Consider the following 24,094-nt stretch of genomic DNA (forward strand, 5'->3'; position numbering starts at 1 on the left):
TAACGTTTAATGCACAGAAAGTACATCAATTTATGTGCTCTTTCTGTACGAAGTGCATAACAGGGCTAAACCCCGATCATGCCGCCGCTTTTAACCGGTTCTATTCCCGTCGCAAGTCCCGTTTTATCGTCGGTTTCCACGATAACCCCGCACACAGTTGCTTCACCGGATGCTGCAACCATACGGTTGTGTTTGCTGATCTTGCTGGTAAAGCGTTTGAGGGGAGCGGCTTTTTCCATGCCGATCACGGAATCGTAGTCACCGCACATGCCCGCATCTGTCTGGTAAGCCGTGCCTTTGCGAAATATTCTTGCGTCACTTGTGGGTACATGCGTATGACTGCCGATGACGGCGCTAACACGCCCGTCAAGATGATGGCCCAGCGCCATTTTTTCTGAATTAGCTTCGGCATGGATATCCACCAGTATGGCCGAAACATTCGCGCCAAGCGTGTATGACTTCAGTGCGTTGTCTGCACAGGCGAACGGACAGGGGAGATGTTCGTGCATGAATACCTGGCCCTGCAGGTGTAGCACCAGCAGGCTTTGACCCTTAGCGTTCGTAGCCAGATGCATACCCGTGCCAGGAGTGCCTTCAGGGTAGTTATGCGGGCGCAGCACGCGGCTGTCCTTGGAGAGGCGGGGAATGATATCTTGCTGATCCCAGACATGGTTTCCAGTGGTGAGGACATGAGCACCGGCTTTGAAGAAGTCATCGCAGATGGCAGGGGTGAGCCCGAATCCGCCAGCGGCATTCTCGGCATTCACAACAATAAAGTCGAGGTTATGCTTGTTGCGCGCATGGGTGATATAAAGACAGGCGGCTTCTCGTCCGCTGCGTCCCACTACATCCCCAAGAAACAAAATTTTCATATAACTTACTGCTTAGTGCCCTACAGGCGTGTCCTGAAAAATAAAATAGGCCGCTGCAATCATGCAGCAGGATGCATAGAGGAAATTGAGGGTAAGCGCTTTTTCCATATAAAAATAGGAAAAACCCGCAAACACACACATAGTGATGATTTCCTGGATGATTTTCAACTGGCCTAAGCTGAACACCCGGTAGCCGATACGGTTAGCCGGGACCTGCAGTACATATTCAAAGAACGCAATGCCCCAGCTCACTAAGATGGCGAAAATCAGGGGCTTGTGGTTCAGATTTTTTAGATGGCCGTACCAAGCGAATGTCATGAAGATGTTCGAGCCGATCAGCAGAAGTATGGTTTGCATAATAAACCCTTTCAGAGGGGCAGCCGTTAGCTGCGGTAACTTCCGTTAATATCGATATAACCATGCGTCAGGTCGCACGTATAAACGCGGGCACGCCCGGTGCCCATGGCAAGCCCGACAACGATTTCGATATACTGGCCCTTCATATGAGCATTGACGGGAGTTTCATCGTAGCCCGGCGCGCGTGCACCGTCCTTGGCTACCGTAACTCCACCGATCATCACGCTGATGCGTTCCTGTTCCACTTTTTCGCCGGATTTGCCCACCGCCATAACGATGCGGCCCCAGTTGGCGTCTTCCCCGGCGATTGCGGTTTTCACGAGCGGGGAATTGGCAATGGTCATGGCGATGTTATGCGCGGCCTTGTCGGAATCCGCACCTTCCACGGTAATAGCGATGAGCTTCTGCGCGCCTTCACCGTCTTTTACGATCTGTATGGCCAGATCCGTCAGCACTTCCGTAAAGGCCGTTTTGAAGCTATCAATTCGCGGGTCCTGCAAAGAAGCGACAGGTTTATGCGCGGCTTTGCCCGTGGCAAAAGCAATAAGTGTATCGTTCGTGGAAGTATCGCTGTCTACCGTAATTGAATTGAACGAAGCCTGATTAGCCTGCGCCACCAGCTCCTGCAATAGGGAAGCGGGGATGCTGGCGTCCGTAAATACGAAGCTCAGCAACGTCGCCATATTCGGTGCGATCATGCCGGAACCTTTGGCGATGCCGTTGATGGTGATCTTAACACCGTCAATCTCAGCCGTTGCCGTAGCGACTTTCATGAATGTGTCGGTCGTCATGATCGCGCGGGCAGCGGTCTCCCATGCACCGGCGGATAAAGCATTCTGGAGCGAGGGAAGTGCGCCGGTAATTTTATCGTCAGCCAGCGGTTCGCCGATGACACCTGTGGAGGCAATCATAACCTCATGCGGCAGGCAGGAAAGAATGGAAGCAGCGGTGGCGGTGACGCGTTCAACGGACTCCATGCCGATTTTGCCGGTGAAGGCGTTTGCATTGCCGGAATTAACGATCAGCGCACGTGCCATACCGGAAGCAAGGGACTGCCGGCACCATTGAACGGGAGCGGCGGCAGTCAGGGAGGTTGTGAACACTCCGGCGGCTTGCGTGCCTTCGTCGAGCGTTACAAGCAGTACGTCGGGACGGTTCTTATAACGGATATTGCATTCCGCCGCAGCCAGCCTCACCCCGGAGATAGACGGCAGGCTGGGGTAAGAGGCTGGTGCGAGCGGTGACAGTTTCATAGTTACTCAGCAGCAGCCGGCTTGCTGGGAGCTGCTTCAGGAGCCGGAAGCGCTGGAAGTTCACGCGATTTGCCGCTGGCATCATACGCGGTAACTTTTTCGCCCTTCATCAGGTCGTTGATATAGTCGCCGACGACCTTGTTGCCCAGTTCCTGCGCCAGATGCGATTTCATCTGGTCAAAGCTCGGCGGTGTGGATTGACGGCGGCCTTCAACCTTTATGATATGCCAGCCGAAATCGCTTTTAATCGGATCGGAAACCTGACCGGGCTTAAGCGAGAAAGCAGCCTGCGAGAATTCCGGCACCATTTTGTCTTTGGTGAACCAGCCCAGATCGCCGCCGTTATTAACGCTGGAAGGATCGGTAGAATTCTTCTTCGCCAATTCTTCGAAGTTTGCGCCTTTCTTCAATTTCTTTTCAAGAGCTTCTGCTTCTTCCTTGGTCTTTACCAGGATATGAAGTGCATGTACTTCTTCTTCCGGTGTCTTCGTGCGTTCAGCATAAAGCGCCTTAAGCTTGTCGTCGGTAACGAGCTGTTTGGCTTTCTGCTTCAGGAATTCCTGGATAACGATCTGCTTTTCAGCAGCGGCAATGCGTTCTTTCACTTCCGGATCATTCTGAACGCCAGCCTTTTCAGCTTCCTTCTCCACAATATGTTCGCTCGCAACGCCGCGAAGCACATTGTCTTTTATTTTCTGTTCGAATGTGTCGAAATCGGGCGGGTTGCCACCGGGGAAAATGCTTTTCCACACCGCATCCACTTCCGAGCGTTTAATGTCGTCGCTGCCAACTTTCAGGATCACGTAATCCTGCTTTGTCTTTTCGGCATGGGTTGTATCCTGTGCATGTGCCGGAAGCGCGAACAGAAGCGCGGCGGCGGAAAGCGTAAGAACGGTATTCTTCATGGAATTCCCTTTTTATATTTAGAAAATCTGCCCGGAGGCGGGGAAGCATTTATGGCATAGTCATAAAGTGATTTCAAGCCCTCAAAGCAATCACTTGATAACCTCAAGCCCGCCCATGTATGGACGCAAAGCGTCGGGCACGCGAATGCTGCCGTCTTCCTGCTGGTAGTTCTCCAGAATGGCGACCATCGTCCGGCCGATAGCAAGGCCTGAGCCGTTCAGCGTATGGACGAATTGCGTACCTTTGGCATCCTTCACACGAAAACGCGCTTTCATACGCCGCGCCTGGAAATCGCCGCAATTGGAGATGCTGGAAATCTCACGGTAAGCGTTCTGCCCCGGCAGCCAGACTTCAATGTCATAGGTCTTGCGCGAGCTGAATCCCATATCGCCCGTGCAAAGCTGCATCACGCGGTAATGCAGGCCGAGGCGCTTCAATACTTCTTCCGCGCCTGCCGTCATGCGCTCATGTTCCGCGTCGGACTGATCCGGATGCGCGATGCATACCATTTCTACTTTGGTGAACTGGTGCTGGCGGATCATGCCGCGCGTATCCTTACCCGCAGACCCCGCTTCCGAACGGAAACACGGCGTATAAGCGGTCAGGCGCATTGGCAACTCGGTTTCAGCCAGGATTTCATCGGCCACGAGATTGGTGAGCGACACTTCGGACGTGGGGATGAGCCAGTGACCCGTGGTAGTCTTGAACAGATCTTCGGAGAATTTAGGCAACTGCCCGGTACCAAAGACGGCGTTATCCTTCACAAGCATCGGCGGCACGACTTCCGTGAAACCGAAATCCTTTGTATGGATATCGAGCATGAAGTTTGCAAGCGCGCGCTCGAGCCGCGCAAGCGGGCCTTTAAGCGCAACGAAGCGTGCGCCGGAGATTTTTGCTGCGCGTTCAAAATCCATCATGCCGAGTTTTTCACCAAGGTCGAAATGCTCCTTTGGTGTAAAGGAAAATACAGGCTTGCTGCCATGTTCACGGATCTGCACGTTATCATGTTCATCCTTGCCGACAGGCACATCTGCGGCAGGTAGATTTGGCAAGGATGCCAGCGCTGCCGTCAGCGCATCTTCTTCATTGACCGACTTCTCCAAAGAAGCGATGCGTTCATTCACGTTTTTGGACTCAGCCATGATCGTGCTGACATCTTCACCTTTGGCTTTAGCCTGGCCGATCGCTTTGGCAAACTGGTTACGCTGTGCAAGCAGTTCCTGCAGTTCGGTTTGCTTGGCGCGTTTTTCTTCATCCAGCTTAAGAAAATTGGCAGATTGCGGTGCGAGTCCACGTTTCTCTAATCCCTTGTCGAACACTTCGGGATTTTCGCGGATGAATTTTATATCGTGCATATTACTGTTCCGGTTGCGGTTTGTTAGCTTCGATTCTTCTACAGCATAGAATGCTGATTTCGTAAAGCAGATAGAGAGGGATGGAAAGGCCGATCTGGCTTAATACGTCGGGCGGTGTCAGGAAAGCCGCCACGATGACGATGGCCAGTATCGCATAACGCCTGCCTTTGGCGAGAACGCGGGAATTTGTAAGACCGACACGTGCCATCAGCGTCAAAATAACGGGTAACTGGAATGCCAGTCCGAACGCGATCAGCACATGCATCACAAGCGATAGATATTCGCTTACACGTGCTTCCAGCTGGATGCGCACGCCACTGCTTTCCGTGGTTTCAAAACTCAGGAAAAATTTCCATGCCATCGGGAAGATATAGTAATAGGCGAGTGCTGCGCCTGCAAAAAACAGCAGTGGCGAGACAACCAGATACGGCATCACGACCTTGCGTTCGGTCTTATACATTCCCGGGGCGAGGAACATATAGAACTGATAAGCAATCACCGGAAACGCAAGGAAAAGTCCTGTAAAAAGTGAAAGATGCACATACGTCATGAAGGCTTCGGTAAGCCCGGTGTAAATCAGCCGCCGCGATTCCGGATCGGGATAAGCGCTGGCCAGCGGCTGTACAAGAAAGGAATAGATCCGTTCGGAAAAATAATAGCTGATGGAAAAGCCCGCAAGCAGCGCCCAGCAGCATTTAACCAGCCTTGAGCGAAACTCGACAAGGTGGTCCATCAACGGGGCGCGGCTATGTTCTATTTCCTCATCCATTGGCTCACTTCGGTGCGATCATCATGACCAGTTGACGGCCTTCCATGCGCGGTGACATCTCGATCTTTACCGTATCCGCTAAATCCGCCTGGATCTGCTCGAGCAGCTTACGGCCGATTTCCTGGTGGGCGATTTCGCGGCCACGGAATTTCAGCGAGAACTTCACCTTGTCGCCTTCTTCAATGAACTTGTGAACAGCGCGCATTTTGACATCAAGATCGTGCTTGTCGATGGTCGGACGCAGCTTGATTTCCTTAATGACAATGACTTTCTGCTTCTTGCGCTGGTCAGCAGCCTTCTTCTGGGCTTCGTACTTATATTTGCCGTAATCCATGATCTTGCACACGGGCGGTTCGGCATTTGGCGAAATCTCGACAAGGTCAAGCCCGGCATCTTCGGCGGCGCGAATACCTTCCCTGGCCGACACAACACCAACCATATTTCCCCTGGCATCAATCAACCTGATGGAGGCAGTCCTGATTTCGTGATTGATACGCGGTTCGTCGTTATTGGGTTTTTGTGTCGTCATAGTATTCCTTTGATTGGTTGATAAGAATAGGTAAAGCCCACCGGGTTAAGGGCGGGCGATGAGATACCCAGGCATATATGCCGGGAAATCATAGCGGTGATCTGGCTTCAAGGCTCAGCGATTCAGCCGCTTGTTCGAGCGACATCACTTCCTGCTTGTCCGAGCCGATGCGGCGGATGGAAACGGTCTTTTCCGCCTTCTCGCGTGCGCCCAGCGCAAGGATCACGGGGATCTTCGCATTGGAATGCTCGCGGATCTTATAATTGATCTTGTTATTACTAATATCGAGCTGAACGCGCAAGCCCGCTTTTTCAAGCGCGGCTTTCACTTCCTGCGCATAATCGTCCGCTTCGTTCGTGATAGTGGTCACAACGGCCTGCACAGGAGCGAGCCACAGCGGGAATTTACCGGCATATTCTTCGATCAAAATGCCGATGAAACGCTCCAGCGAGCCGAGGATCGCGCGGTGCAGCATAACCGGACGGTGCTTGGCACCATCAGCGCCGACATATTCCGCATCAAGGCGTTCTGGCAATACGAAGTCCACCTGCAGCGTGCCGCACTGCCAGTCACGGCCGATGGCATCACGCAGCACGAATTCCAGTTTCGGCCCATAGAAGGCGCCTTCGCCTGGATTGATTGTATAGGGCAGGCCTGCCGCTTCCACGGCGGACTTTAAAGCGCTCTCGGCCTTATCCCATGTTTCATCCGTACCAGCGCGTTTGGCGGGACGGTCGGAGAACTTTACACTGATGCTGGTAAACCCGAAATCCTTGTAAACCTGCTTTAGAAGCTCGCAGAACGCCACTGTCTCAGAGGTGATCTGGTCTTCCGTGCAGAAAATATGAGCGTCGTCCTGCACGAAGCCCCGCACGCGCATGATACCGTGCAGCGCGCCGGAAGGCTCGTTACGGTGGCAGGTGCCGAATTCGGCCATACGCAGCGGCAGGTCGCGGTAACTCTTGATGCCCTGACGGAAAATCTGCACGTGGCAGGGGCAGTTCATGGGTTTCAGCGCGAGAATGCGTTCTTCGGATTCTGCCGTGAACATGTTTTCGCCGAACTTTTCCCAATGGCCGGAAGCTTCCCACAGGCTGCGATCCACAAGAATAGGGGTCTTGACCTCAATATAGCCTTTGCCGCGGATCTTCGTACGGATGTAATTCTCAATCGTGCGGTAAAGCGTCCAGCCCTTATCGTGCCAAAAGACCTGGCCGGTCGCTTCTTCCTGGATATGGAAAAGCCCAAGCTCACGACCAAGCCTGCGGTGATCGCGCTTTTCGGCTTCTTCCAGCATATGAAGATATGCCTTGAGCTGTTTTTCGTCCGCCCATGCCGTGCCGTAAATACGCTGGAGCATGGCGTTATTGCTGTCGCCGCGCCAGTAGGCACCGGCAACTTTCATCAGCTTAAATGCTTTTACATGCGCTGTGCTCGGGGCGTGGGGGCCGCGGCACAGATCCATAAATTCGCCCTGGCGGTACAGGCTGATGGTCTGGTCGGCCGGGATGCTGGAGATAATTTCAGCTTTATAGTCTTCGCCGATCTTTTTGAAGAATGCCACTGCGTCGTCGCGCTTCCATTCCTCGCGGCGTACGGGCTCGGCGCGCTGGCTGATTTCCTGCATACGCTTTTCGATTACTTCCAGATCTTCGCTGGAAAAAGGTTTATCGCGCGCAAAGTCATAATAGAAACCGTTTTCGATCGCCGGACCGATGGTCACCTGCGTATCGGGGAAAAGCTCTTTCACCGCTTCCGCCATCAGATGCGCAGCGTCATGACGGATAATCTCCAAACCTTCTTCCGATTGCGGCGTGATGATTTCAATTTTGGCGTCATGCCCGATAGGGAGATAAAGATCGCGCAATTCACCATCAACTTTGACGGCAAGCGCAGCCTTCGCCAGGCTTTTGCTGATCGATGCGGCTATCTGTTCACCGGTTGCAGAGGATTCATACTCACGGATGTTGTTATCGGGAAAAGTAATCTTGATGGCCATGCGTGTAGCGCTTTAATCCTCTAAATTATTGGGGAATATATTTTATATGGAATGCTCTAACTGTCAATGCGAAAAAAGCCGTTTTCCAGCCAGGGATGGAACCAGCTTTGCAGGCCGGCCAGTATATCGGCCTCATAAGCGGGGTGCTTGCCGATAGCCTGCACAAGAGCGTCTTCAACGGGATGCCCCAGGGCAAGCTCCGAAAGCAGCGCGTAACCGGCAGCGCTTAGTTCATGCCTGTGCACATTATTCTTGTGGCGCACTATGCAGACATAACTGGCTTGCGGCGCGGGCGAGGGAGGGGCATTATTTTCGGCGCGCATCGTATCCAGCCACCCGTTGACAGGGTAATCAAAATGCAAAAGGCGGAATGCTTTGCGTGGCAGCAGCCGCAGGGCGGCAAGCGATTCGGGGGCGAGTGTTTGTAGTATTTCCGGACTGAGTGGCGCACTGTCTTCAGCCATGAAAACGGTGGCTATGGCATGTTCCAGCAGGGCGACTTCAACTGCAAAACGGTTTTGCAGCTTCTCACACAGAAAAGTGCAGAATCCATGCGGATAGCGGTCCAGATTGTAGTCTTGCGAAGGACACTGGGCGATAAATTCAAGCGCCAGGCGATCAAACTCTTTCTCCCCCAGCAATGCAGCCAACGAAGGATAGTCATCTTCCAGTGCCTGTGAAAGGCGGATGCGGTAGCCTTCGGCATAAACATCGAAATGGCCGCCTGGCTTAATGTCGGATGTGACCGCATCCGCATTATTGCTGACAATAGCGGTCTGAAAATGCTTTAATATGCGAAGGGGAAGCGTCATGCGGCGATGCTCTGTGGATCAGCGGCGATTTGACGGGCTTTGTCGAGTTCTGCCAGCAGCACGGGAAAATCCGGGATATTTCCATCCCATTCAACCATAGTAGAGATCAACCCACTGCGCTTCAGAACATAACAATATAATTCCCAGACTTCGCGGATAACATGATTATCATGCGTATCCACAATGTGAGTGCCGAGATTACGGTGCCCCGCAAGATGGATCTGGACAATGCGTTCCGCAGGAATCGCATCGATATAGCGGCGCGCGTCATAGCCGTGATTGAACGCGTTCACATACACATTGTTGACATCCAGCAGCAAGCCGCAATCGGCTTCCTCCGCCATGCGGGCGATAAATTCCCATTCCGGTATGGAGGAGGCATTGAATTCAACATAGGTTGATGGATTTTCCAGCAGAATACGCCTGCCCAGTATATCCTGCACCTGGCGGATGCGAGTCACGATATGCTGCAGCATCGCCTCAGTATAAGGGACGGGAAGCAGGTCATGCGTGTTTATACCGTTTGTGCCAGTCCAGCACAGATGGTCTGAAATCCATGGTGGTTGGAGAAAATCCGCCAGCAACCTGAGCTTGTCCAGATAATCGGCATTCAGCTGATCTGGCGAGCCGATGGAAAGCGAAACCCCATGCATGACGATAGGGTAATCCTGCCGCAGGTCGGCCAGAAAGTCCCAGTAGCCGCGATGCGATTCGAGGAAGTTTTCCGAGATGATTTCGAACCAGTCAACGCTTTTGGGACGGGTTTCGAGAATCGTATCATAATGCGGCGTCCGCAGCCCGAGGCCGAAACCAAGAGCGGGATATCCAAAAATATTTTTTGCTGCATTTTCTGTTTGTGTTTGCATGGATTTAGCTTTAACAGAGTGGGAGATTGCTGTCTAATATTTACGGCATCGTTTCACTTCATCAATGGAAGGCAGAAAGGTCTGTTGACGGAAGCCATGTGCAGGAAGATTTTTGAGCGGTCATGGGCCAATTGGGTAGCGATTGCACTGCTGGCGGCGGTGCTGTTCGGCATTGGGCTTGGCGGCAGGCCATATTCCGCGCCAAGCGAATCGCGTTACATTGAGATTGGCCGCGAAATGGCCGAATCTGGTGATTATGTGACGCCACGCCTGGATTACGTAAAGTATTTTGAAAAACCCGCCCTATTTTACTGGGTGCAGGCGGCATCGAGCAAATATCTTGGAATAGACCCGTTTTCGGCCCGCGTTCCGACCGCTTTTTTTGCGGTATTGCTGTGTGTGCTAACGTATTTACTGGGCGAAATGCTGTATGACCGGCTGACGGGCTGGCTCAGCGCATCTATTCTTGCTACAACGCTGTATGTATTTGCGCTCTCGCGCATAGTGCTGGTGGATATGCCGGTAAGCGTTTTTCTGGTGGCGACGCTTTCAGCGTTTCTGTATGCGGCAACCCGGCCTGCTGGCAGTAAGCGCACGGTGGTTATATACGCAATGTATGCGGCGGCAGCCGGTGCAGTGCTGAGCAAGGGGCTTATCGGCATGGTGCTGCCCGGTGCTATCGTGCTGGTTTGGCTGGCGATGACGAAGAAGTGGAAATTGCTGGCAGAAATGCGTATTCCGACAGGCCTTGTGCTGTTCCTGTTGATTGCCGTGCCGTGGCATGTGCTGGTCGTGCAACGTAACGCGGATTTCCTGCAATTCTATTTCGTCCGCGAGCATTTTCAGCGTTATTTGACCAAAATCGAAGGGCGTTACCAGCCGCCTTGGTTTTTTGTCACCGTGCTGGTGGCGGGTTTATTCCCGTGGGTAAGCTTTGCATGGCAGGGAGCGAGCAGCGGTCTCAAAGGTTTCTGGGAAGCGCGTAAAACGGATGGCGTCCAGCTTTTTCTGGTCATCTGGATGGTATTTATTTTTGTATTTTTCTCACTGTCGGATTCCAAGCTGATTCCCTATATCCTGCCTATCTGGCCGCCGCTGACGGTGTTGATAGGCCGTTATTTTGCCGGGATCTGGCGCGAGCAGGAAGTGAAAGGCTTCGGTATCGGGTTTGCGGTGTTGCTGCTGTTACTGGCTGCCACAGCTATTATGCCTTCCGTATTTGCCGGTACGATGGATCGTAGCAGCAAGGTCATGGTGGCGATAGAGCAAGGTGGGGACGACGTCCGCAACTTCTCGCTTGTCGCGATGTTTCTGGCGGCTTCACTGCTAGTGACTTACATTCAGGGCAAGCGCCATCATCTTGTGATTGCTATGATTGTGGCGGCGGGGGTACTGGTGCAGATGGGCGATATGGTAGCCTCGCACTATAATAAGGACTCCATGGAGAAAATTGCCGGCGCGATCAAGCAGCTCGATAAACCCGGTGATGAGGTGGTGCTGTTTGATGAATATTATCAGGATCTGCCGATCTATCTGGCGCGCAAGGTCTCCGTGGTCTCGTGGCAGGGAACAGAACTGACTTTCGGCGCCACGCATGGCGATACTGCCGGCTGGATGATCAATGATGAGGAATTCTGGAAACGCTGGCTGAAAGACGATCACCTGATGTTTGTTGTTATGCGTGAGGAATCGTACAAACGCGTGACCAAGGATAAAAGCCCGCAGGAGCTGCACCTGTATGGTGTAACGCAGAGCGGCCGTAATATTCTTTTCATGAACCAGTTATCGAACAATACTGTAGGAATGGTTAAAAAATGAGTGAAGCCCCTTTTCTCCCTTTTGCACGCCCCACGCTAAGCGAAGAGACTTATGCGGATGTGGAAGCAGTGCTGCGCTCCGGCTGGCTGACCACGGGCCCGCGCGTCGCGCAGTTTGAGCAGGATCTTTCGGCTTATTTTGGCGGTCGCGCCGTGCGCTGCCTTGCTTCGGCAACAGCAGGGCTGCAGCTGGCTTTAATGGCGATCGGTTTAAAACCGGGCGATGAAGTCATTACTACGCCGCTCACATTCGTAGCGACGCTTAACACGATTGTGCAGGCAGGCGGTAAGCCCGTGCTGGTGGATATTGACCCTGACACGCGCAATATGGATGTAAAACAGCTGGGGCGTGCCATCACGGCTAAAACCCGTGCAATCATGCCGGTACATTTCGCAGGGCTTCCGGTGGATATGGATCCGGTATATGAACTGGCAAAACAATACGGTCTGCGCGTGATTGAAGATACGGCGCACGCGATCGGCGCGGAATATAAAGGCAAGCGTATCGGCAGTTTCGGCGATATTGCTGTGATGAGCTTCCACCCGAACAAAAATATGACCACGGGCGAAGGCGGTGCGGTGGTGACGGACGATAAGGAAGTGTTGCGCCAGATTGAGCGTCTGCGTTTTCATGGCATCGACCGCGAAGCATTCAACCGTTTCAGCAAAGGCGGCAGCCAGCATTACGATGTCGTCCTGCCGGGCTTCAAATATAATATGATGGATATCCAGGCGGCCATCGGCCTGCGCCAGCTTCCGATGCTGGACGGGTTTATCGACAGTCGTAAGGTGCTGGTGGAAGAATACCGCAAGCGGCTCTCCGGCATCAAAGCTCTTTCCCTGCCCACCGATCCGTCTTACAGCCACCGCCATGCATGGCATTTGCTGACGGCGCTTGTGCCGGAGCGTGATGCATTCATCGAGAAAATGAAGGAAAAGAATATAGGGATCGGGATGCATTATGTCAGCGCGCACCTGTTTACCTATTACCGCGAAACGTTCGGCTTCAAACAGGGAGACTTTCCGAATGCGGAACGCGTAGGCTCGCAGATTTGCAGCCTGCCGCTGTTCCCGCGCATGACACAGGAAGAGCTGGACCGTGTCGTAAAAGCGATTGAAGAAACATTATCATAAATCATGGGTAGGATATGTATTTAAGCGTCGTCATTCCCGTCTATAACGAATCCGCAAATCTTGACCATCTCTGTTCGAGGCTGCTGCCCGTGCTGGATGCGCTGGGGAAGTCGTATGAAGTCATCATGACCAATGACGGCAGCAGGGACGATTCTCAGGCGATCCTGAACCGTCTGCACGCTGCACGTCCCGATGTCATCAAGGTGATCCAGTTTGCGCGCAATTACGGTCAGCACCCGGCGATTATGGCGGGCTTCCAGCTTTCCAAGGGTGATGTAGTCGTGACCATGGATGCCGACCTGCAGAACCCGCCGGAGGAAATCCCGAAGCTGCTTGCGCTGATCGATGCCGGTCATGACGTAGTCGGCGGTTACCGCGGAACACGTCTGGATTCAGCCTATCGCAAGTTCGTCTCCAAAATGTCCAACATTGTGCGCGCCAAGATTACGCGCATCGAGATGAAAGATCAGGGCTGCATGCTACGCGCTTACCGCCGCAATATCATCGACCTTATCCTTGAAAGCGATGAAAGCACACCCTTCATCACGGTGCTTGCGCAGTATTTCGCTAATAACCCCACAGAGGTGGAAGTGGCGCATGAAGAGCGTCATGGTGGCGTGTCAAACTATAATCTTTACAAGCTCATCCGCTATAACTTTGACCTGATGACAGGTTTTTCGCTTGTGCCGCTGCAGTTATTCACGATTCTGGGGATTGTGCTCTCCGGCATGAGCGGCATGCTCGTGATCGTGCTGGCGCTGAGGCGCATCTTCATCGGGCCGGAATCGCAGGGAGTGTTCACGCTTTTTGGCATTTTATTCCTGCTGGTGGGGGTGGCCATTACCGGGCTGGGGCTGATCGGCGAATATGTAGGACGTATTTATCTTGAAGTGCGCAAGCGTCCGCGCTATGTGATACGCAAGGTTTTGGGACAGGATAATCAATGAAAATTCTTATACTCGGCGCTAACGGCTTTATCGGCAGTAATCTGATTGAACATATTGTGGCCAATCGGCCGGACTGGCAAATTACCGCGTTGGATATCGCCACGGATAAACTGGGCGATCTGGTTTCCAATCCGCGTGTAGGCTTCATTCAGGCCGATATGCGTGAAAGCCGCGCATGGATTGCCGATCAGGTGAAGCAGGTGGATGTGGTGCTGCCGCTGGTTGCGATTGCGACTCCCGCGACCTATGTCAGCGACCCGATTTCGGTATTCGAGTTGGATTTCGAGGCGAATCTCGCCGTAGTGCGCGATTGCGTCAAATATAAGAAGCGCCTGATATTTCCCTCCACTTCAGAAGTTTACGGCATGAGCGACGATCTGCCGTATGATGAAGAGGAAAGCCGCCTGGTGACAGGGCCGATTCACAAGCAGCGCTGGATCTATTCCTGCAGCAAGCAGATGATGGATCGTGTGATCTACGCTTATGGTGCACGCGGTGACTTGCAGTTCACGCTGTTCCGTCCGTTCAACTGGATGGGACCGAAACTGGACAATGTCTGGTCGAACAAGGGCAAGAGCAGCCGCGTTGTTTCGCAGTTCTTAAGCGACATCTTTCATGATCGTGACATCCAGATCGTAGGCGATGGCAGCCAGCGCCGTTGTTTCCTGTATATTGACGACGCAATCGAAGCGATGATGAAAATCATCGAGAATAAAGATGGTGTTGCGGATAGCCAGATCTTCAATATCGGCTGCCCTGAAAACGAAGCCTCCATCATGGAGTTGGCGCAGCAGCTGCTGGCGGCGGCGAAATCCTATCCGGAATTCGCAAACGTTAAAACGCAGATTCGCACCACCACAGCCGATGCGTATTACGGCAAAGGTTATCAGGATGTGGACCGCCGCGTACCCAGCGTAAAGAAAGCCAACACCATATTAGATTGGCATGTAAAGACCAGCTTTGCCGACGCACTGAAGAAAACCGTGGATTATTACATCAGCAATAAACCTGCTGCAGAGCAATCAGCCTAGCTTTTTTGTAAGGTTAATACAGCATTGCTGATAAGCAGCGCGGGAGGAATCACGCCGGATTTGATCTCTTTCTCCGTACGCAGCAACAGCGTGAGCGATTGCGATATTCGGGCGGGCGACAGCCGAGAAAGCGCGCGTTCTATAATCGGTACGGATTTAAAAAAGACCGGCGGCCGCAGCATTTTAATCGCCTGTTCGCGGCTCTGACCCGAAGCAATATGGCCGTGAGCGATATCAAGCCGCTGGAAATAACGTATCAGTGAGCGGACGATTGCCACAGGCTGTGTTCCCTCATTGAGCAAGTGCGCAAGCAGCTTTCCTGAGTCTTCGGACTTGCCAAGTGCAATACTATTGCATAAATCGTCAATGCTTTCCGAGGCGTTATTTCCTGTAAGCTGCATGGCGATGGGGAGCGTCACTTCTTTCTCATTGCCCATATAAAGCGCGAGCTTCTCCAGTTCGCTGCGCGTGACCATTCTGTCATTGCCGAGATTATCCGTCAGATACATCAGCGCATCCCGGTTTACGTTTAGGCCAAACCCGGTAAGAGTGGTGCGGATAAGTTCTTCCAGCCCGCGTCCTTCCTCAAGATAGCAAGCGATAGCGGCAAAATAATCTTCCTTCTCGAAAAGCTTGCGTAGCGCTGAGCTTGTTGGCAGTTCCTCCGCTTCGATGATCAAATAGGTAGAGTTTTTCCGTTCGAAAGCAGATTTGATAATCGGTTCGATTTTTTCTATCGGATCGCGCACGATCACCACGCGGTTTCCGCCCATCAGGCTTAAGGCATTGAGCTCGTCCAGCAGAAGTGCCGGATCGGACTTGATCTGATTGCCATTCAGCTCGATACGGTTAAGCGGGTCCGGATTCTTTCCAAGAATAGTGGCGGCGATTTCTCGTGAACGTTCCCGCACCAATCCGCTATCCGGGCCATATAGCAGGGCGGCCTGTGTCTGCCGGTCCGGCTGCTTCAGGAAAGCTGCTATATCTCGCGGGGTTATTTTCATTCTTTTCCGGCAAAATATCCTGACAGACGCAGCATGTAATCTTCGGCAAGCTCTTCAATGCTGCGCTTAATCACATCCTGTTCTGCTTCATAAGTGGCGAAGTTAGCGTTAACCGTGACGTTATAGCTGCCGGTACGTTCCATATGGCCGGTTAGCAGCAATTTATTATCTGCTGTACGCAGGAGTTTGAAATCGGATTGGATCTTTACGTTATAACGCTGAATAGTGCCGTCACTCTGCACAACTGCGGGAATGAGCGCTCTGGAAATCCCTATCTGTAAGCGATAATCCGGAGTGGCCGTGCGTTGACCTTCCGGATTAAGCTTGTCTTCCAGTGAGTTCTTCAGCATCTGCCCTTCATGCCCCGGAATGGGATCAATAGCCAGGTTGCCGGAAAGCGGGCTATCGGAGCTGAGACCAGAATGCTGGCCGTACATCGGCTGGAATCCGCAACCAGCCAAAACCAGAAAACAGGCTATAAAAGATACGCTGACAGCTTTACGCAACGACCACATTGACGATTTTCCCCGGTACAAAGATGATTTTTTTGATCTGTTTGTCCTGGATGGAATCCTGCACGTTTTTGGTGGCCATTGCAAGCGCTTCGACTTCCTCTCGCGGTGCGTTGGCTTTGCAGGAGATGGTCGTGCGCAGCTTTCCATTCACCTGCACGGCAATCGTGATCTCATCTTCCACGCACAAAGCGGGGTCTGCTTTAGGCCATGAGCGCAAGCAAAGCATGTCCTGATGACCGGACTGCAGCCATAATTCCTCCGCCAGATGCGGCATGAACGGAGCAATAAGGTGCATAAGGGTTTCACGCGCTTCCTTCAACGCTTCAGCCGAAGCCTGCAAGGACTTTTCCAGCAGATTGCTTAGTTCTCTAATGCGGGCGATAGCCTTATTGAAATGAAAACGTTCGATATCTTCCGTGACGCGCACAATGGTGCGATGCGTTTCCTGCTGAAGCTTGAATGAAACGCTTTCGTCGATAGCGCCTTGCGTTCCTGTATTCTCCAGCAGCACGCGCCATAATTTATTCACGTAACGCCAGGAACCTTCAATCCCTGCTTCCGTCCATTCAAGGTCACGGTCCGGCGGGGAATCGGATAGCATGAAAAGGCGGGCCGTATCCGCACCGTATGCGGTGATGATAGCGCGCGGATCGACCGTATTTTTCTTCGACTTGCTCATCTTTTCGGAGCGGCCGACAGTGACAGGTTTGCCGTTCTTTTTATCAACCAGCGCATCGCCCTGCTTAACGATATCTTCCGGATAGAGCCAGTTTCCTGCGGCATCCTTATAGGTTTCGTGGCAGATCATGCCCTGTGTCATGAGGCCCTTGAACGGTTCCTCCACATCCAGATATCCGCAATGTTTGAGCGCACGCGTGAAGAATCGGGCGTAGAGCAGATGCAGTACGGCATGTTCCACACCGCCGATATATTTATCCACCGGCATGAAGCGTTTGATCGCTTCCGCATTAAGCGGAACCTGTTCGGAAGGCAGGCTGCAGAAGCGCGCGAAATACCAGGAAGACTCGAAGAACGTATCGAAAGTGTCGGTCTCGCGGGTGGCTGCTTTGCCGCAGGTCGGGCAATTCACATGCTTCCAGGTCGGGTGATGCGCGAGCGGATTGCCGGGTTTGTCGAAAGTCACGTCTTCCGGCAGCTTCACCGGCAGGTCTTTATCCGGCACGGGAACGGCGCCGCATGCATCGCAATAAATGATCGGAATCGGGCAGCCCCAGTAACGCTGGCGTGAAATACCCCAGTCGCGCAGGCGGTAATTGATCGTCTTTTCTCCTGCACTGAGCTTCACGAGCTCTGCAATCGCTTTTTCCTTGGCTTCAGCTACATCCAGTCCGTTGAGGAAGCCAGAATTGATGATTTTTCCGTCACCCGTATAGGCTTCGGTAAGTGTTCCGCCATCGCCAACAACCGGAATAATCGGGAGACTGTATTTTGTGGCGAAGTCAAAGTCGCGTTGGTCATGCGCTGGGCAGCCAAAAATAGCGCCCGTGCCATATTCCATGAGCACAAAATTAGCGACATAGACCGGATGTTCACGACCCGCTTCAAACGGATGCTGGACTTTCAGGCCGGTGTCGAAGCCTTTCTTCTCAGCCTTCTCAATGGCTTCTTCGCTTGTGCCAATACGGTTGCATTCTTCAATGAAAGCGGCAAGCTGTGGATTGGAAGCTGCGAGTTCCTGCGCCAGCGGATGATTCGGCGAAATGGCGCAGAATGACATGCCGAACAACGTATCCGGCCTGGTGGTGAAGACTTCAATATCTTGCGCCTTATTGTCGGCCACTTTGAATGTCAGCTTTGCGCCGATGGATTTTCCGATCCAGCGTTCCTGCATCGTGCGGACTTTTTCCGGCCAGTCGGAAAGCGTGGTCAGGCCTTCCAGTAGCGCATCTGAAAAGTCAGAGATTTTTAGGAACCACTGGGAGAGCTTTTTGCGTTCTACCAGTGCGCCTGAACGCCAGCCGCGCCCTTCAATTACCTGCTCGTTAGCGAGTACAGTGTTATCGATTGGGTCCCAATTAACGAAGGATTCCTTGCGATAGGCTAGGCCCTTTTTCAAAAACTCGATAAAGAATTTCTGCTCATGGCGATAATAATCCGGATCGCAGGTCGCCAGTTCACGCGCCCAGTCATAGGAAAGCCCGATGGTTTTGAGCTGATCGCGCATCGTAGCGATATTCTGGTAGGTCCATTTGCCCGGGTGGATACCACGTTCAATCGCAGCGTTTTCCGCTGGCAGTCCGAAAGCGTCCCATCCCATCGGGTGCAATACGTCGAAACCGCATGCTCTCTTATAACGTGCTACAACATCGCCGAGCGTATAATTGCGCACATGCCCCATATGGATATTGCCGGAGGGGTAGGGGAACATTTCCAGCACATAGTAAGAAGGGCCTTGCATTGCCCCCGCACTAAAAACCTTTTTTTCTTCCCACAGCTTCTGCCATTTCTGTTCGGTTTCGCGGAAATTATAACGGGGCGCTTCTGACATATGCTGGTGATGATAGAAAAGAGCTTATTTAGGCTGGGCGATGCGCAGTTCCCGCGCACGGGTCAGGATAGCATCTTCCAGATCATGCGCCATGCCGGGGGTGACATCAATATCGCGCCACACGCCTTTATTGTCGCGACGCTGCTTGAAGACGCTGACGCGAATGGCATCCGCGCGCAATGCGCTGTCCGTGATAAGCGCGTTGACTTTGTAACGCTCACCCCTGGCTTTGGGATCTTCATACCAGTCGGTAATGATGACGCCGCCGAACGGGTCGGCAGAGGCAAGCGGCATGAAGGAGAGCGTATCGAGCGTAGCGCGCCACAGATAGCTGTTCACGCTGATGCCCGGGACACCGCTGCTTTTATCGCCGGAAGAGAACAGACCGGCGCCGCCCGTAAGGCTGCCGCGGCTTTCCTTCAGTTCGAGGTTGGAATTGACAGGGGCTTCCGCCTTGCCGTTCGCAAACAATCCGCATCCACTGACAAGTAGCAGGAGAGCAGCGCTTGCGCAGGAATTTATGAGTGGTTTTTTGTTCATGGAATATGTATATAAGCAATACTAAACCTTAGATCAATAAATTAGATATAACGAACGATGAAAATTCTTGTCATAGGTTCCGGCGCCAGGGAACATGCGATTGCATGGCGCATCAAACAGTCTCCGCTTGTCTCTCAGGTGTTCTGCGCTCCCGGTAACGGCGGGATCGGGCTGGACGTGACGAATGTTGCCATTTCAGCGCAGGCGGAAATAGTGGCTTTCTGCCAGAAAGAAGGAATCGGCCTGGTCGTAGTGGGGCCGGAAGTGCCGCTTGTGGAAGGGTTGGCGGATACTTTGAATGCAAATAATATCCCTGTCTTTGGCCCCTCTGCCAAGGCGGCGCAGCTGGAAGGCTCCAAAGGCTTTACCAAAGATATCTGCCGTAAATATAATATTCCCACGGCAGATTATGAACGATTCACCGCGCTCGCTCCGGCGGTAGATTATATAAAGCAAAAAGGCGCGCCGATTGTTGTTAAGGCGGATGGGCTTGCAGCGGGCAAAGGGGTTGTAGTGGCCATGACGCTGGAGGAGGCGGTTGCAGCCGTAACGGATATCATGGGCGGCAAATTCGGCGAGTCCGGCGCTTCCGTTGTGATTGAAGAGTTTCTGGAAGGTGAGGAAGTGAGTTTCTTTGCGCTGACGGACGGCGAGGAAGCCATTGAGTTCGGCTCTGCGCAAGACCATAAACGCGCCTATGATGGCGACAAAGGACCGAATACAGGCGGCATGGGAACCTATTCACCCGCACCCATCATGACGGATGCCATGCGCAAGCGCGTGATGGATGAGATCATCCATCCTACAGTGAAAGCCATGGCGGCGGAAGGCATGCCCTATAAAGGTGTGCTGTTCGCAGGACTTATGATGACAAAAAACGGACCGAAGCTGATCGAATATAATGTGCGTTTTGGTGATCCTGAAACCCAGTCGCTCATGATGCGCCTGGAAAGTGATCTGGTGCCGGCGCTGATGGCTTGCGTTAAAGGCGGCCTGGATAAAGTGGATATCCGTTTTAAGCCCGAAGCAGCGCTCTGTGTCGTCATGGCGGCAAAGGGTTACCCGGAAGCCTATGAAAAAGGTAGCGTGATTAACGGACTCGATGCCGTATCGTCTATGCCGAACGTGAAGGTATTTCATGCAGGCACGCAGGCTAATGGCGGCAATGTGATTGCCATCGGCGGACGTGTTCTGGGCGTGACGGCGTTGGCACCGACCATAGCCGAGGCACAGACGCGCGCCTATGAGGCGGTAGATAAAATACACTGGCCGCAAGGCTTCTGCCGCAGGGATATCGGCAGCAAAGTGGTAGGTAAATAAATGATGGCCGAACCGGAAGTCGTCAGCCTGCAACATAACCAGTTCGCTTACAGTGTCAGCGAGATTTCGACGGCGCTGAAGCGGGTGGTCGAAGATAATTTCGGCCAGGTGCGCGTGCGGGGTGAAATTTCCGGCTGGAAACTGGCCAGTTCAGGCCATGCTTATCTAAAGCTTAAAGACGCCAATGCGGTGCTCGACGCGGTATGCTGGAAAGGTATTGTCAGCAAATTGCCATTCAGGCCGGAAGATGGAATTGAAGTCATCTGTTCCGGTAAAATTACGACCTATCCGGGCCGCTCCAATTATCAGATCGTAATCGATTTCATGGAACCCGCCGGGGCAGGGGCCCTGATGGCGCTGCTCGAAAAACGCAAAAAAATGCTGGCGGCAGAGGGCTTGTTCGATGAAAAGCGCAAGAAGCCGTTGCCGTTCATGCCGCAGGTTATAGGTGTGGTAACATCCCCGACAGGGGCTGTGATCCGCGATATACTGCACCGCCTGAGCGACCGTTTTGCATGCCATGTGGTGGTCTGGCCAGTGGCCGTACAGGGCGAGGGCGCAGCAGAACAGGTTGCCCGTGCGGTAGAAGGATTTAATAAGTATGGAATCCAGATAGCAGGCAATGGCTTTCAGGTGAATTTATGCGAAGGGGCAGAGCAGGGGGCTGATCTCTTTAGTGGAAACGGCATCGCTCCAACCTCTATCAAGCCTGACCTTATTATCGTGGCGCGCGGTGGCGGTTCGCTGGAAGATTTATGGGCGTTTAACGAAGAAGTGGTCGTGCGCGCGGTCGCTGCCTCCGCCATTCCGGTGATCTCAGCCGTAGGGCATGAAACCGATACCACGCTGATCGACTATGTTTCCGACCGGCGCGCGCCCACTCCCACGGCGGCAGCGGAAATGGCGGTGCCGGTGCGGGCTGAACTGATCCTGGCGATCAACGAGCTTGAAAAGCGTATATCCGTGGCGGCGTTGCGGACGGTGCAGGTGCGTGAGGACAGGGTAAGCGGGCTTGCAAGGGGATTGCCTAATCCCGTAGTCCTGCTGGAAACCGCAACCCAACGTCTGGACGATTGGAGTGAGCGTCTTGCTGGGGCGCTGCCAGCTTCTCTTAATGGCAAGAATCAGCAACTGGCTGTTGCGGCCGCAAAGCTGCAGCCGGGGAATCTGCTTACTCATATTAAAAATGACACGGCAAAGTTGGAAGAAGCAGGAGGACGCATGGCGCGCCTGATGCTGCGCGGCATCGAAGACCGGGAAAGCAAGCTTGAAGCGATGGGTAAATTACTGAATTCATTGGATTATAAAAGTGTTTTGGAACGCGGATTTGCGGTGGTACGCAATGAAAATGGACAGGTTATAACGCGTGCTGCTGCGCTGCAGCAACAAGAGAAGCTTGAGTTAGAGTTTTTTGACGGTATAAAGACTATAGCAAATTGTGTTATAAGGGAAAACTGACATTGAAAACGCTCTATCTGTTACGCCACGCCAAAGCCGAGCCCGCCAGCAGCAAGGGAGAAGATATCGACAGAAAGCTCGCTCCGCGTGGACGTGAGGCGTGCGGCACGATCGGTGAATACATGAAACGCAAAAATTATCATCCCGGCCTTGTGCTCTGCTCCGCAGCCGCACGCACGCATGAAACCTTTGAGCTGGTAATGGAAGCGGCCGGGCTCTCACCCAAACATATATTCGAAAAAGATCTGTACTATTGCAGTGCGGAAGAAATCATTACCCGCCTTCATGATATTGAGGATGAAGTAGACTCTGTCATGATTGTAGGGCATAATCCGGTCATGCACCATCTGGCGCTGGTGATGGCCCAGCCTGTGAGCAGCGACCTGCATGCGGAACTGGAGCTGAAATACCCGACCGGTTCGCTGACGGTCCTGCGTTTTGCGGAAGGTTCCTGGGCGGATGTCAGGCCGGGAAGTGGCGAACTTGCTGATTTTGTAACCCCTTCGGGTTCATAAGGATGAGCGGAAATTCATATGGCAAAAAAACCGGCCGACCCTTCAGCGAATAAGTCTAAAAGAAGAATGGGCATCCTCATGGCGCTTTCGATTGCGGGCGCAGGGGTGCTGAAAATGAGTTTCCTCTTCTTTTTCATCGGCATGATTCCCGCCATGGTGGCCTATATCGTGGACCATGATCCGAAGAAATATACTTCCTATACCGTCGCCGCGCTTAACTTTGCCGGTATGTTTCCGTATATGATGGACGTTTACGCGCAAGGGGGCACACTGCTCGCTATTAAAGACCGGCTGACCGATCCGCTAGTCTGGTTCGTCATGTATGGCTCGGCCGGGCTCGGGTGGGTGATTGTGCATTGCAGTCCGCTGATTGCAGCCGTGGTGCTCGACGGCCTCTATAAAGGCCGCATCCTGCATCTGGAAATACAGCAGAAAAGAGCCATCGAGGATTGGGGCAAGGAAGTGGTCGGACGCGAGGAATAACCGGGTTTACAATTGCCTTTTCGGGTATTAGTCTGCGCTCGCGCACCTGCACAATCATTACCATTAATAGATTTGAGTGAAACGATGTCGGAACAAATGCATAACACGGATATAGTCATAATTGGCGCTGGGCCGGTCGGACTGTTTGCCGTTTTTCAGGCTGGGATGCTAAAGATGCGCTGCCACGTGGTGGATACGCTGGATATGATTGGCGGTCAGTGCGCGGCCCTCTATCCTGAAAAGCCGATTTACGACATTCCGGGTTATCCGGCGATTGACGCGGCCGATCTCGTTAAGAAACTCGAAGAGCAGGCGGCTCCTTTCGCTCCCGTCTACCATCTGGGCCAGCGCGTAGAGAAAGTGGCTGAAACACAGGCCGGTGCTTATACGGTGACCACTTCCACCGGAACAAAGATCCAGTGCAAGGCCATCATCATTGCGGCGGGCTGCGGTGCATTCGGGCCGAATCGTCCTCCGCTGGACGGTCTTGAACAATATGAAGGCAAGAGCGTATTCTACATGGTCGCTCGGCGCGAGGATTACCGCGATAAAACCATCGTAATCGCAGGCGGTGGCGATTCCGCTGTGGACTGGGCGATTTCCCTGGCTCCGCTGGCAAAGAAAGTTTACGTCATCCACCGCCGCCCTAAATTCCGCTGTGCGCCCGAAAGCGCTGCAAAGCTGGATGCGCTTGCTAAAGATGGCAATGTAGAGCTTGTGATCCCATATCAGCTTGCCGCACTGAAAGGTCATAATGGAAAATTAAGCCATGTTGTGGTTGAAACGCTGGACGGCGAGAAGCGGGAGCTGGAAGCGGATGCATTGCTGCCATTCTTTGGTCTGGCAATGGAGCTGGGACCGATTGCGGAATGGGGGCTGGGTTTAAGCGGCAGCCATATCGCGGTGGACCGGACGACCCAGGCGACCAATAAACCGGGAATCTTTGCCATTGGCGATATTGCGGCTTATGAAGGAAAACTGAAACTCATATTGTGCGGGTTCTCGGAGGCGGCTTCGGCCTGCCATGCGATCTATCCGATCGTGCATCCGGGCGAAGCGTTGCATTTTGAATATTCGACGACAAAAGGGGTACATGCGTAATG

The 24,094-nt window shown here is 53.0% G+C and carries 23 protein-coding genes; 9 read left to right on the top strand and 14 right to left on the bottom strand.

The features are described 5' to 3' along the window. Positions 1 to 65 precede the first annotated feature (65 nt). The 10 genes from VFT64_01370 to VFT64_01415 form a co-directional block, all read right to left on the bottom strand. A complete protein-coding gene (locus VFT64_01370) occupies positions 66 to 872 on the bottom strand; it encodes a TIGR00282 family metallophosphoesterase (protein HEU5046472.1) in 807 nt (268 codons plus the stop codon). Positions 873 to 884: 12 nt separating this feature from the next. Next, a complete protein-coding gene (locus VFT64_01375) occupies positions 885 to 1,229 on the bottom strand; it encodes a DMT family protein (GenBank protein HEU5046473.1) in 345 nt (114 codons plus the stop codon). Positions 1,230 to 1,255: 26 nt separating this feature from the next. After that, on the bottom strand, positions 1,256 to 2,482 hold the full coding sequence (argJ, locus tag VFT64_01380; GenBank protein HEU5046474.1) for a bifunctional glutamate N-acetyltransferase/amino-acid acetyltransferase ArgJ: 1,227 nt from the start codon (positions 2,480 to 2,482) through the stop codon (positions 1,256 to 1,258). 2 nt (positions 2,483 to 2,484) lie between these two features. Further along, positions 2,485 to 3,387, bottom strand: a complete 903-nt coding sequence (locus VFT64_01385) for a peptidylprolyl isomerase (protein HEU5046475.1) — start codon at positions 3,385 to 3,387, stop codon at positions 2,485 to 2,487. Between the two features lie 90 nt (positions 3,388 to 3,477). Further along, positions 3,478 to 4,743 (bottom strand): serine--tRNA ligase, encoded by a 1,266-nt coding sequence (gene serS, locus VFT64_01390; GenBank protein HEU5046476.1) that lies wholly within the window; start codon positions 4,741 to 4,743, stop codon positions 3,478 to 3,480. 1 nt (position 4,744) lies between these two features. Continuing rightward, the gene (gene tatC / locus VFT64_01395) at positions 4,745 to 5,512 is read right to left on the bottom strand and encodes a twin-arginine translocase subunit TatC (protein HEU5046477.1); all 768 of its coding nucleotides are present in this window, start codon (positions 5,510 to 5,512) and stop codon (positions 4,745 to 4,747) included. A gap of 4 nt (positions 5,513 to 5,516) precedes the next feature. Further along, positions 5,517 to 6,041, bottom strand: coding sequence for a translation initiation factor IF-3 (infC, locus tag VFT64_01400; GenBank protein ID HEU5046478.1), 525 nt, complete (start codon positions 6,039 to 6,041; stop codon positions 5,517 to 5,519). Between the two features lie 88 nt (positions 6,042 to 6,129). Then, complete coding sequence (gene thrS, locus VFT64_01405; protein ID HEU5046479.1) at positions 6,130 to 8,040, bottom strand: threonine--tRNA ligase; 1,911 nt, start codon at positions 8,038 to 8,040, stop codon at positions 6,130 to 6,132. Positions 8,041 to 8,096: 56 nt separating this feature from the next. Continuing rightward, the gene (locus VFT64_01410) at positions 8,097 to 8,852 is read right to left on the bottom strand and encodes a DNA-binding domain-containing protein (GenBank protein ID HEU5046480.1); all 756 of its coding nucleotides are present in this window, start codon (positions 8,850 to 8,852) and stop codon (positions 8,097 to 8,099) included. Next, positions 8,849 to 9,718, bottom strand: a complete 870-nt coding sequence (locus VFT64_01415; GenBank protein ID HEU5046481.1) for a DUF692 domain-containing protein — start codon at positions 9,716 to 9,718, stop codon at positions 8,849 to 8,851. Before VFT64_01415 ends, VFT64_01410 begins: the two co-directional genes overlap by 4 nt. Before the next feature lie 96 nt (positions 9,719 to 9,814). Here VFT64_01415 and VFT64_01420 point away from each other — a divergent pair, with 96 nt between their 5' ends. The 4 genes from VFT64_01420 to VFT64_01435 are packed head-to-tail and all read left to right on the top strand — an operon-like array spanning position 9,815 to position 14,647. After that, positions 9,815 to 11,536, top strand: a complete 1,722-nt coding sequence (locus tag VFT64_01420; protein HEU5046482.1) for a glycosyltransferase family 39 protein — start codon at positions 9,815 to 9,817, stop codon at positions 11,534 to 11,536. Further along, positions 11,533 to 12,669 carry a DegT/DnrJ/EryC1/StrS aminotransferase family protein gene (locus VFT64_01425; GenBank protein ID HEU5046483.1) on the top strand — a complete coding sequence of 379 codons (1,137 nt, stop codon included), beginning with the start codon at positions 11,533 to 11,535 and terminating at the stop codon, positions 12,667 to 12,669. Before VFT64_01420 ends, VFT64_01425 begins: the two co-directional genes overlap by 4 nt. A 14-nt stretch (positions 12,670 to 12,683) precedes the next feature. Further along, positions 12,684 to 13,616: a glycosyltransferase gene (locus tag VFT64_01430; GenBank protein HEU5046484.1), complete on the top strand. Its 933-nt coding sequence runs from the start codon at positions 12,684 to 12,686 to the stop codon at positions 13,614 to 13,616. Further along, positions 13,613 to 14,647, top strand: coding sequence for a bifunctional UDP-4-keto-pentose/UDP-xylose synthase (locus VFT64_01435; protein HEU5046485.1), 1,035 nt, complete (start codon positions 13,613 to 13,615; stop codon positions 14,645 to 14,647). The genes VFT64_01430 and VFT64_01435 overlap by 4 nt, the downstream gene beginning before the upstream one ends. Here the strand turns inward: VFT64_01435 and holA are convergent. From holA to VFT64_01455, 4 genes are read right to left on the bottom strand one after another with little or no spacing between them, the layout of a single operon-like run. Then, positions 14,644 to 15,651 (bottom strand): DNA polymerase III subunit delta, encoded by a 1,008-nt coding sequence (gene holA, locus VFT64_01440; GenBank protein ID HEU5046486.1) that lies wholly within the window; start codon positions 15,649 to 15,651, stop codon positions 14,644 to 14,646. The two genes, VFT64_01435 and holA, sit on opposite strands and share 4 nt — an antisense overlap. Then, positions 15,648 to 16,166 carry an LPS assembly lipoprotein LptE gene (lptE, locus tag VFT64_01445; GenBank protein ID HEU5046487.1) on the bottom strand — a complete coding sequence of 173 codons (519 nt, stop codon included), beginning with the start codon at positions 16,164 to 16,166 and terminating at the stop codon, positions 15,648 to 15,650. The genes holA and lptE overlap by 4 nt, the downstream gene beginning before the upstream one ends. Beyond that, entirely contained in the window at positions 16,150 to 18,675 is a 2,526-nt protein-coding gene (gene leuS, locus VFT64_01450) for a leucine--tRNA ligase (protein ID HEU5046488.1), read from the bottom strand. The genes lptE and leuS overlap by 17 nt, the downstream gene beginning before the upstream one ends. 24 nt (positions 18,676 to 18,699) lie before the next feature. Beyond that, on the bottom strand, positions 18,700 to 19,215 hold the full coding sequence (locus VFT64_01455) for a DUF3576 domain-containing protein (GenBank protein HEU5046489.1): 516 nt from the start codon (positions 19,213 to 19,215) through the stop codon (positions 18,700 to 18,702). A 57-nt stretch (positions 19,216 to 19,272) separates the two neighbouring features. Between VFT64_01455 and purD the strand changes: the two genes are divergently transcribed. The 5 genes from purD to VFT64_01480 all read left to right on the top strand — a co-directional run bounded on the left by purD (position 19,273) and on the right by VFT64_01480 (position 24,092). After that, a complete protein-coding gene (gene purD / locus VFT64_01460; GenBank protein ID HEU5046490.1) occupies positions 19,273 to 20,535 on the top strand; it encodes a phosphoribosylamine--glycine ligase in 1,263 nt (420 codons plus the stop codon). Next, a complete protein-coding gene (gene xseA, locus VFT64_01465; GenBank protein ID HEU5046491.1) occupies positions 20,536 to 21,993 on the top strand; it encodes an exodeoxyribonuclease VII large subunit in 1,458 nt (485 codons plus the stop codon). A 2-nt stretch (positions 21,994 to 21,995) separates the two neighbouring features. Next, entirely contained in the window at positions 21,996 to 22,508 is a 513-nt protein-coding gene (locus tag VFT64_01470) for a histidine phosphatase family protein (GenBank protein HEU5046492.1), read from the top strand. An 18-nt stretch (positions 22,509 to 22,526) separates the two neighbouring features. After that, complete coding sequence (locus tag VFT64_01475; GenBank protein ID HEU5046493.1) at positions 22,527 to 22,991, top strand: hypothetical protein; 465 nt, start codon at positions 22,527 to 22,529, stop codon at positions 22,989 to 22,991. A 96-nt stretch (positions 22,992 to 23,087) separates the two neighbouring features. Then, complete coding sequence (locus VFT64_01480; protein HEU5046494.1) at positions 23,088 to 24,092, top strand: NAD(P)/FAD-dependent oxidoreductase; 1,005 nt, start codon at positions 23,088 to 23,090, stop codon at positions 24,090 to 24,092. The last annotated feature ends 2 nt before the right edge of the window (positions 24,093 to 24,094 follow it).

It is taken from the genome of Rickettsiales bacterium (genome assembly GCA_035765535.1).
GTDB lineage: Bacteria > Pseudomonadota > Alphaproteobacteria > Rickettsiales > JABCZZ01 > JABCZZ01.

Excerpts from the sequence above, each read along its gene's own strand:
- VFT64_01370 (HEU5046472.1), bottom strand. The coding sequence starts at position 872 with ATGAAAATTTTGTTTCTTGGGGATGTAGTGGGACGCAGCGGACGAGAA.
- VFT64_01375 (HEU5046473.1), bottom strand. The coding sequence starts at position 1,229 with ATGCAAACCATACTTCTGCTGATCGGCTCGAACATCTTCATGACATTC.
- argJ (HEU5046474.1), bottom strand. The coding sequence starts at position 2,482 with ATGAAACTGTCACCGCTCGCACCAGCCTCTTACCCCAGCCTGCCGTCT.
- VFT64_01385 (HEU5046475.1), bottom strand. The coding sequence starts at position 3,387 with ATGAAGAATACCGTTCTTACGCTTTCCGCCGCCGCGCTTCTGTTCGCG.
- serS (HEU5046476.1), bottom strand. The coding sequence starts at position 4,743 with ATGCACGATATAAAATTCATCCGCGAAAATCCCGAAGTGTTCGACAAG.
- tatC (HEU5046477.1), bottom strand. The coding sequence starts at position 5,512 with ATGGATGAGGAAATAGAACATAGCCGCGCCCCGTTGATGGACCACCTT.
- infC (HEU5046478.1), bottom strand. The coding sequence starts at position 6,041 with ATGACGACACAAAAACCCAATAACGACGAACCGCGTATCAATCACGAA.
- thrS (HEU5046479.1), bottom strand. The coding sequence starts at position 8,040 with ATGGCCATCAAGATTACTTTTCCCGATAACAACATCCGTGAGTATGAA.
- VFT64_01410 (HEU5046480.1), bottom strand. The coding sequence starts at position 8,852 with ATGACGCTTCCCCTTCGCATATTAAAGCATTTTCAGACCGCTATTGTC.
- VFT64_01415 (HEU5046481.1), bottom strand. The coding sequence starts at position 9,718 with ATGCAAACACAAACAGAAAATGCAGCAAAAAATATTTTTGGATATCCC.
- VFT64_01420 (HEU5046482.1), top strand. The coding sequence starts at position 9,815 with ATGTGCAGGAAGATTTTTGAGCGGTCATGGGCCAATTGGGTAGCGATT.
- VFT64_01425 (HEU5046483.1), top strand. The coding sequence starts at position 11,533 with ATGAGTGAAGCCCCTTTTCTCCCTTTTGCACGCCCCACGCTAAGCGAA.
- VFT64_01430 (HEU5046484.1), top strand. The coding sequence starts at position 12,684 with ATGTATTTAAGCGTCGTCATTCCCGTCTATAACGAATCCGCAAATCTT.
- VFT64_01435 (HEU5046485.1), top strand. The coding sequence starts at position 13,613 with ATGAAAATTCTTATACTCGGCGCTAACGGCTTTATCGGCAGTAATCTG.
- holA (HEU5046486.1), bottom strand. The coding sequence starts at position 15,651 with ATGAAAATAACCCCGCGAGATATAGCAGCTTTCCTGAAGCAGCCGGAC.
- lptE (HEU5046487.1), bottom strand. The coding sequence starts at position 16,166 with ATGTGGTCGTTGCGTAAAGCTGTCAGCGTATCTTTTATAGCCTGTTTT.
- leuS (HEU5046488.1), bottom strand. The coding sequence starts at position 18,675 with ATGTCAGAAGCGCCCCGTTATAATTTCCGCGAAACCGAACAGAAATGG.
- VFT64_01455 (HEU5046489.1), bottom strand. The coding sequence starts at position 19,215 with ATGAACAAAAAACCACTCATAAATTCCTGCGCAAGCGCTGCTCTCCTG.
- purD (HEU5046490.1), top strand. The coding sequence starts at position 19,273 with ATGAAAATTCTTGTCATAGGTTCCGGCGCCAGGGAACATGCGATTGCA.
- xseA (HEU5046491.1), top strand. The coding sequence starts at position 20,536 with ATGATGGCCGAACCGGAAGTCGTCAGCCTGCAACATAACCAGTTCGCT.
- VFT64_01475 (HEU5046493.1), top strand. The coding sequence starts at position 22,527 with ATGGCAAAAAAACCGGCCGACCCTTCAGCGAATAAGTCTAAAAGAAGA.
- VFT64_01480 (HEU5046494.1), top strand. The coding sequence starts at position 23,088 with ATGCATAACACGGATATAGTCATAATTGGCGCTGGGCCGGTCGGACTG.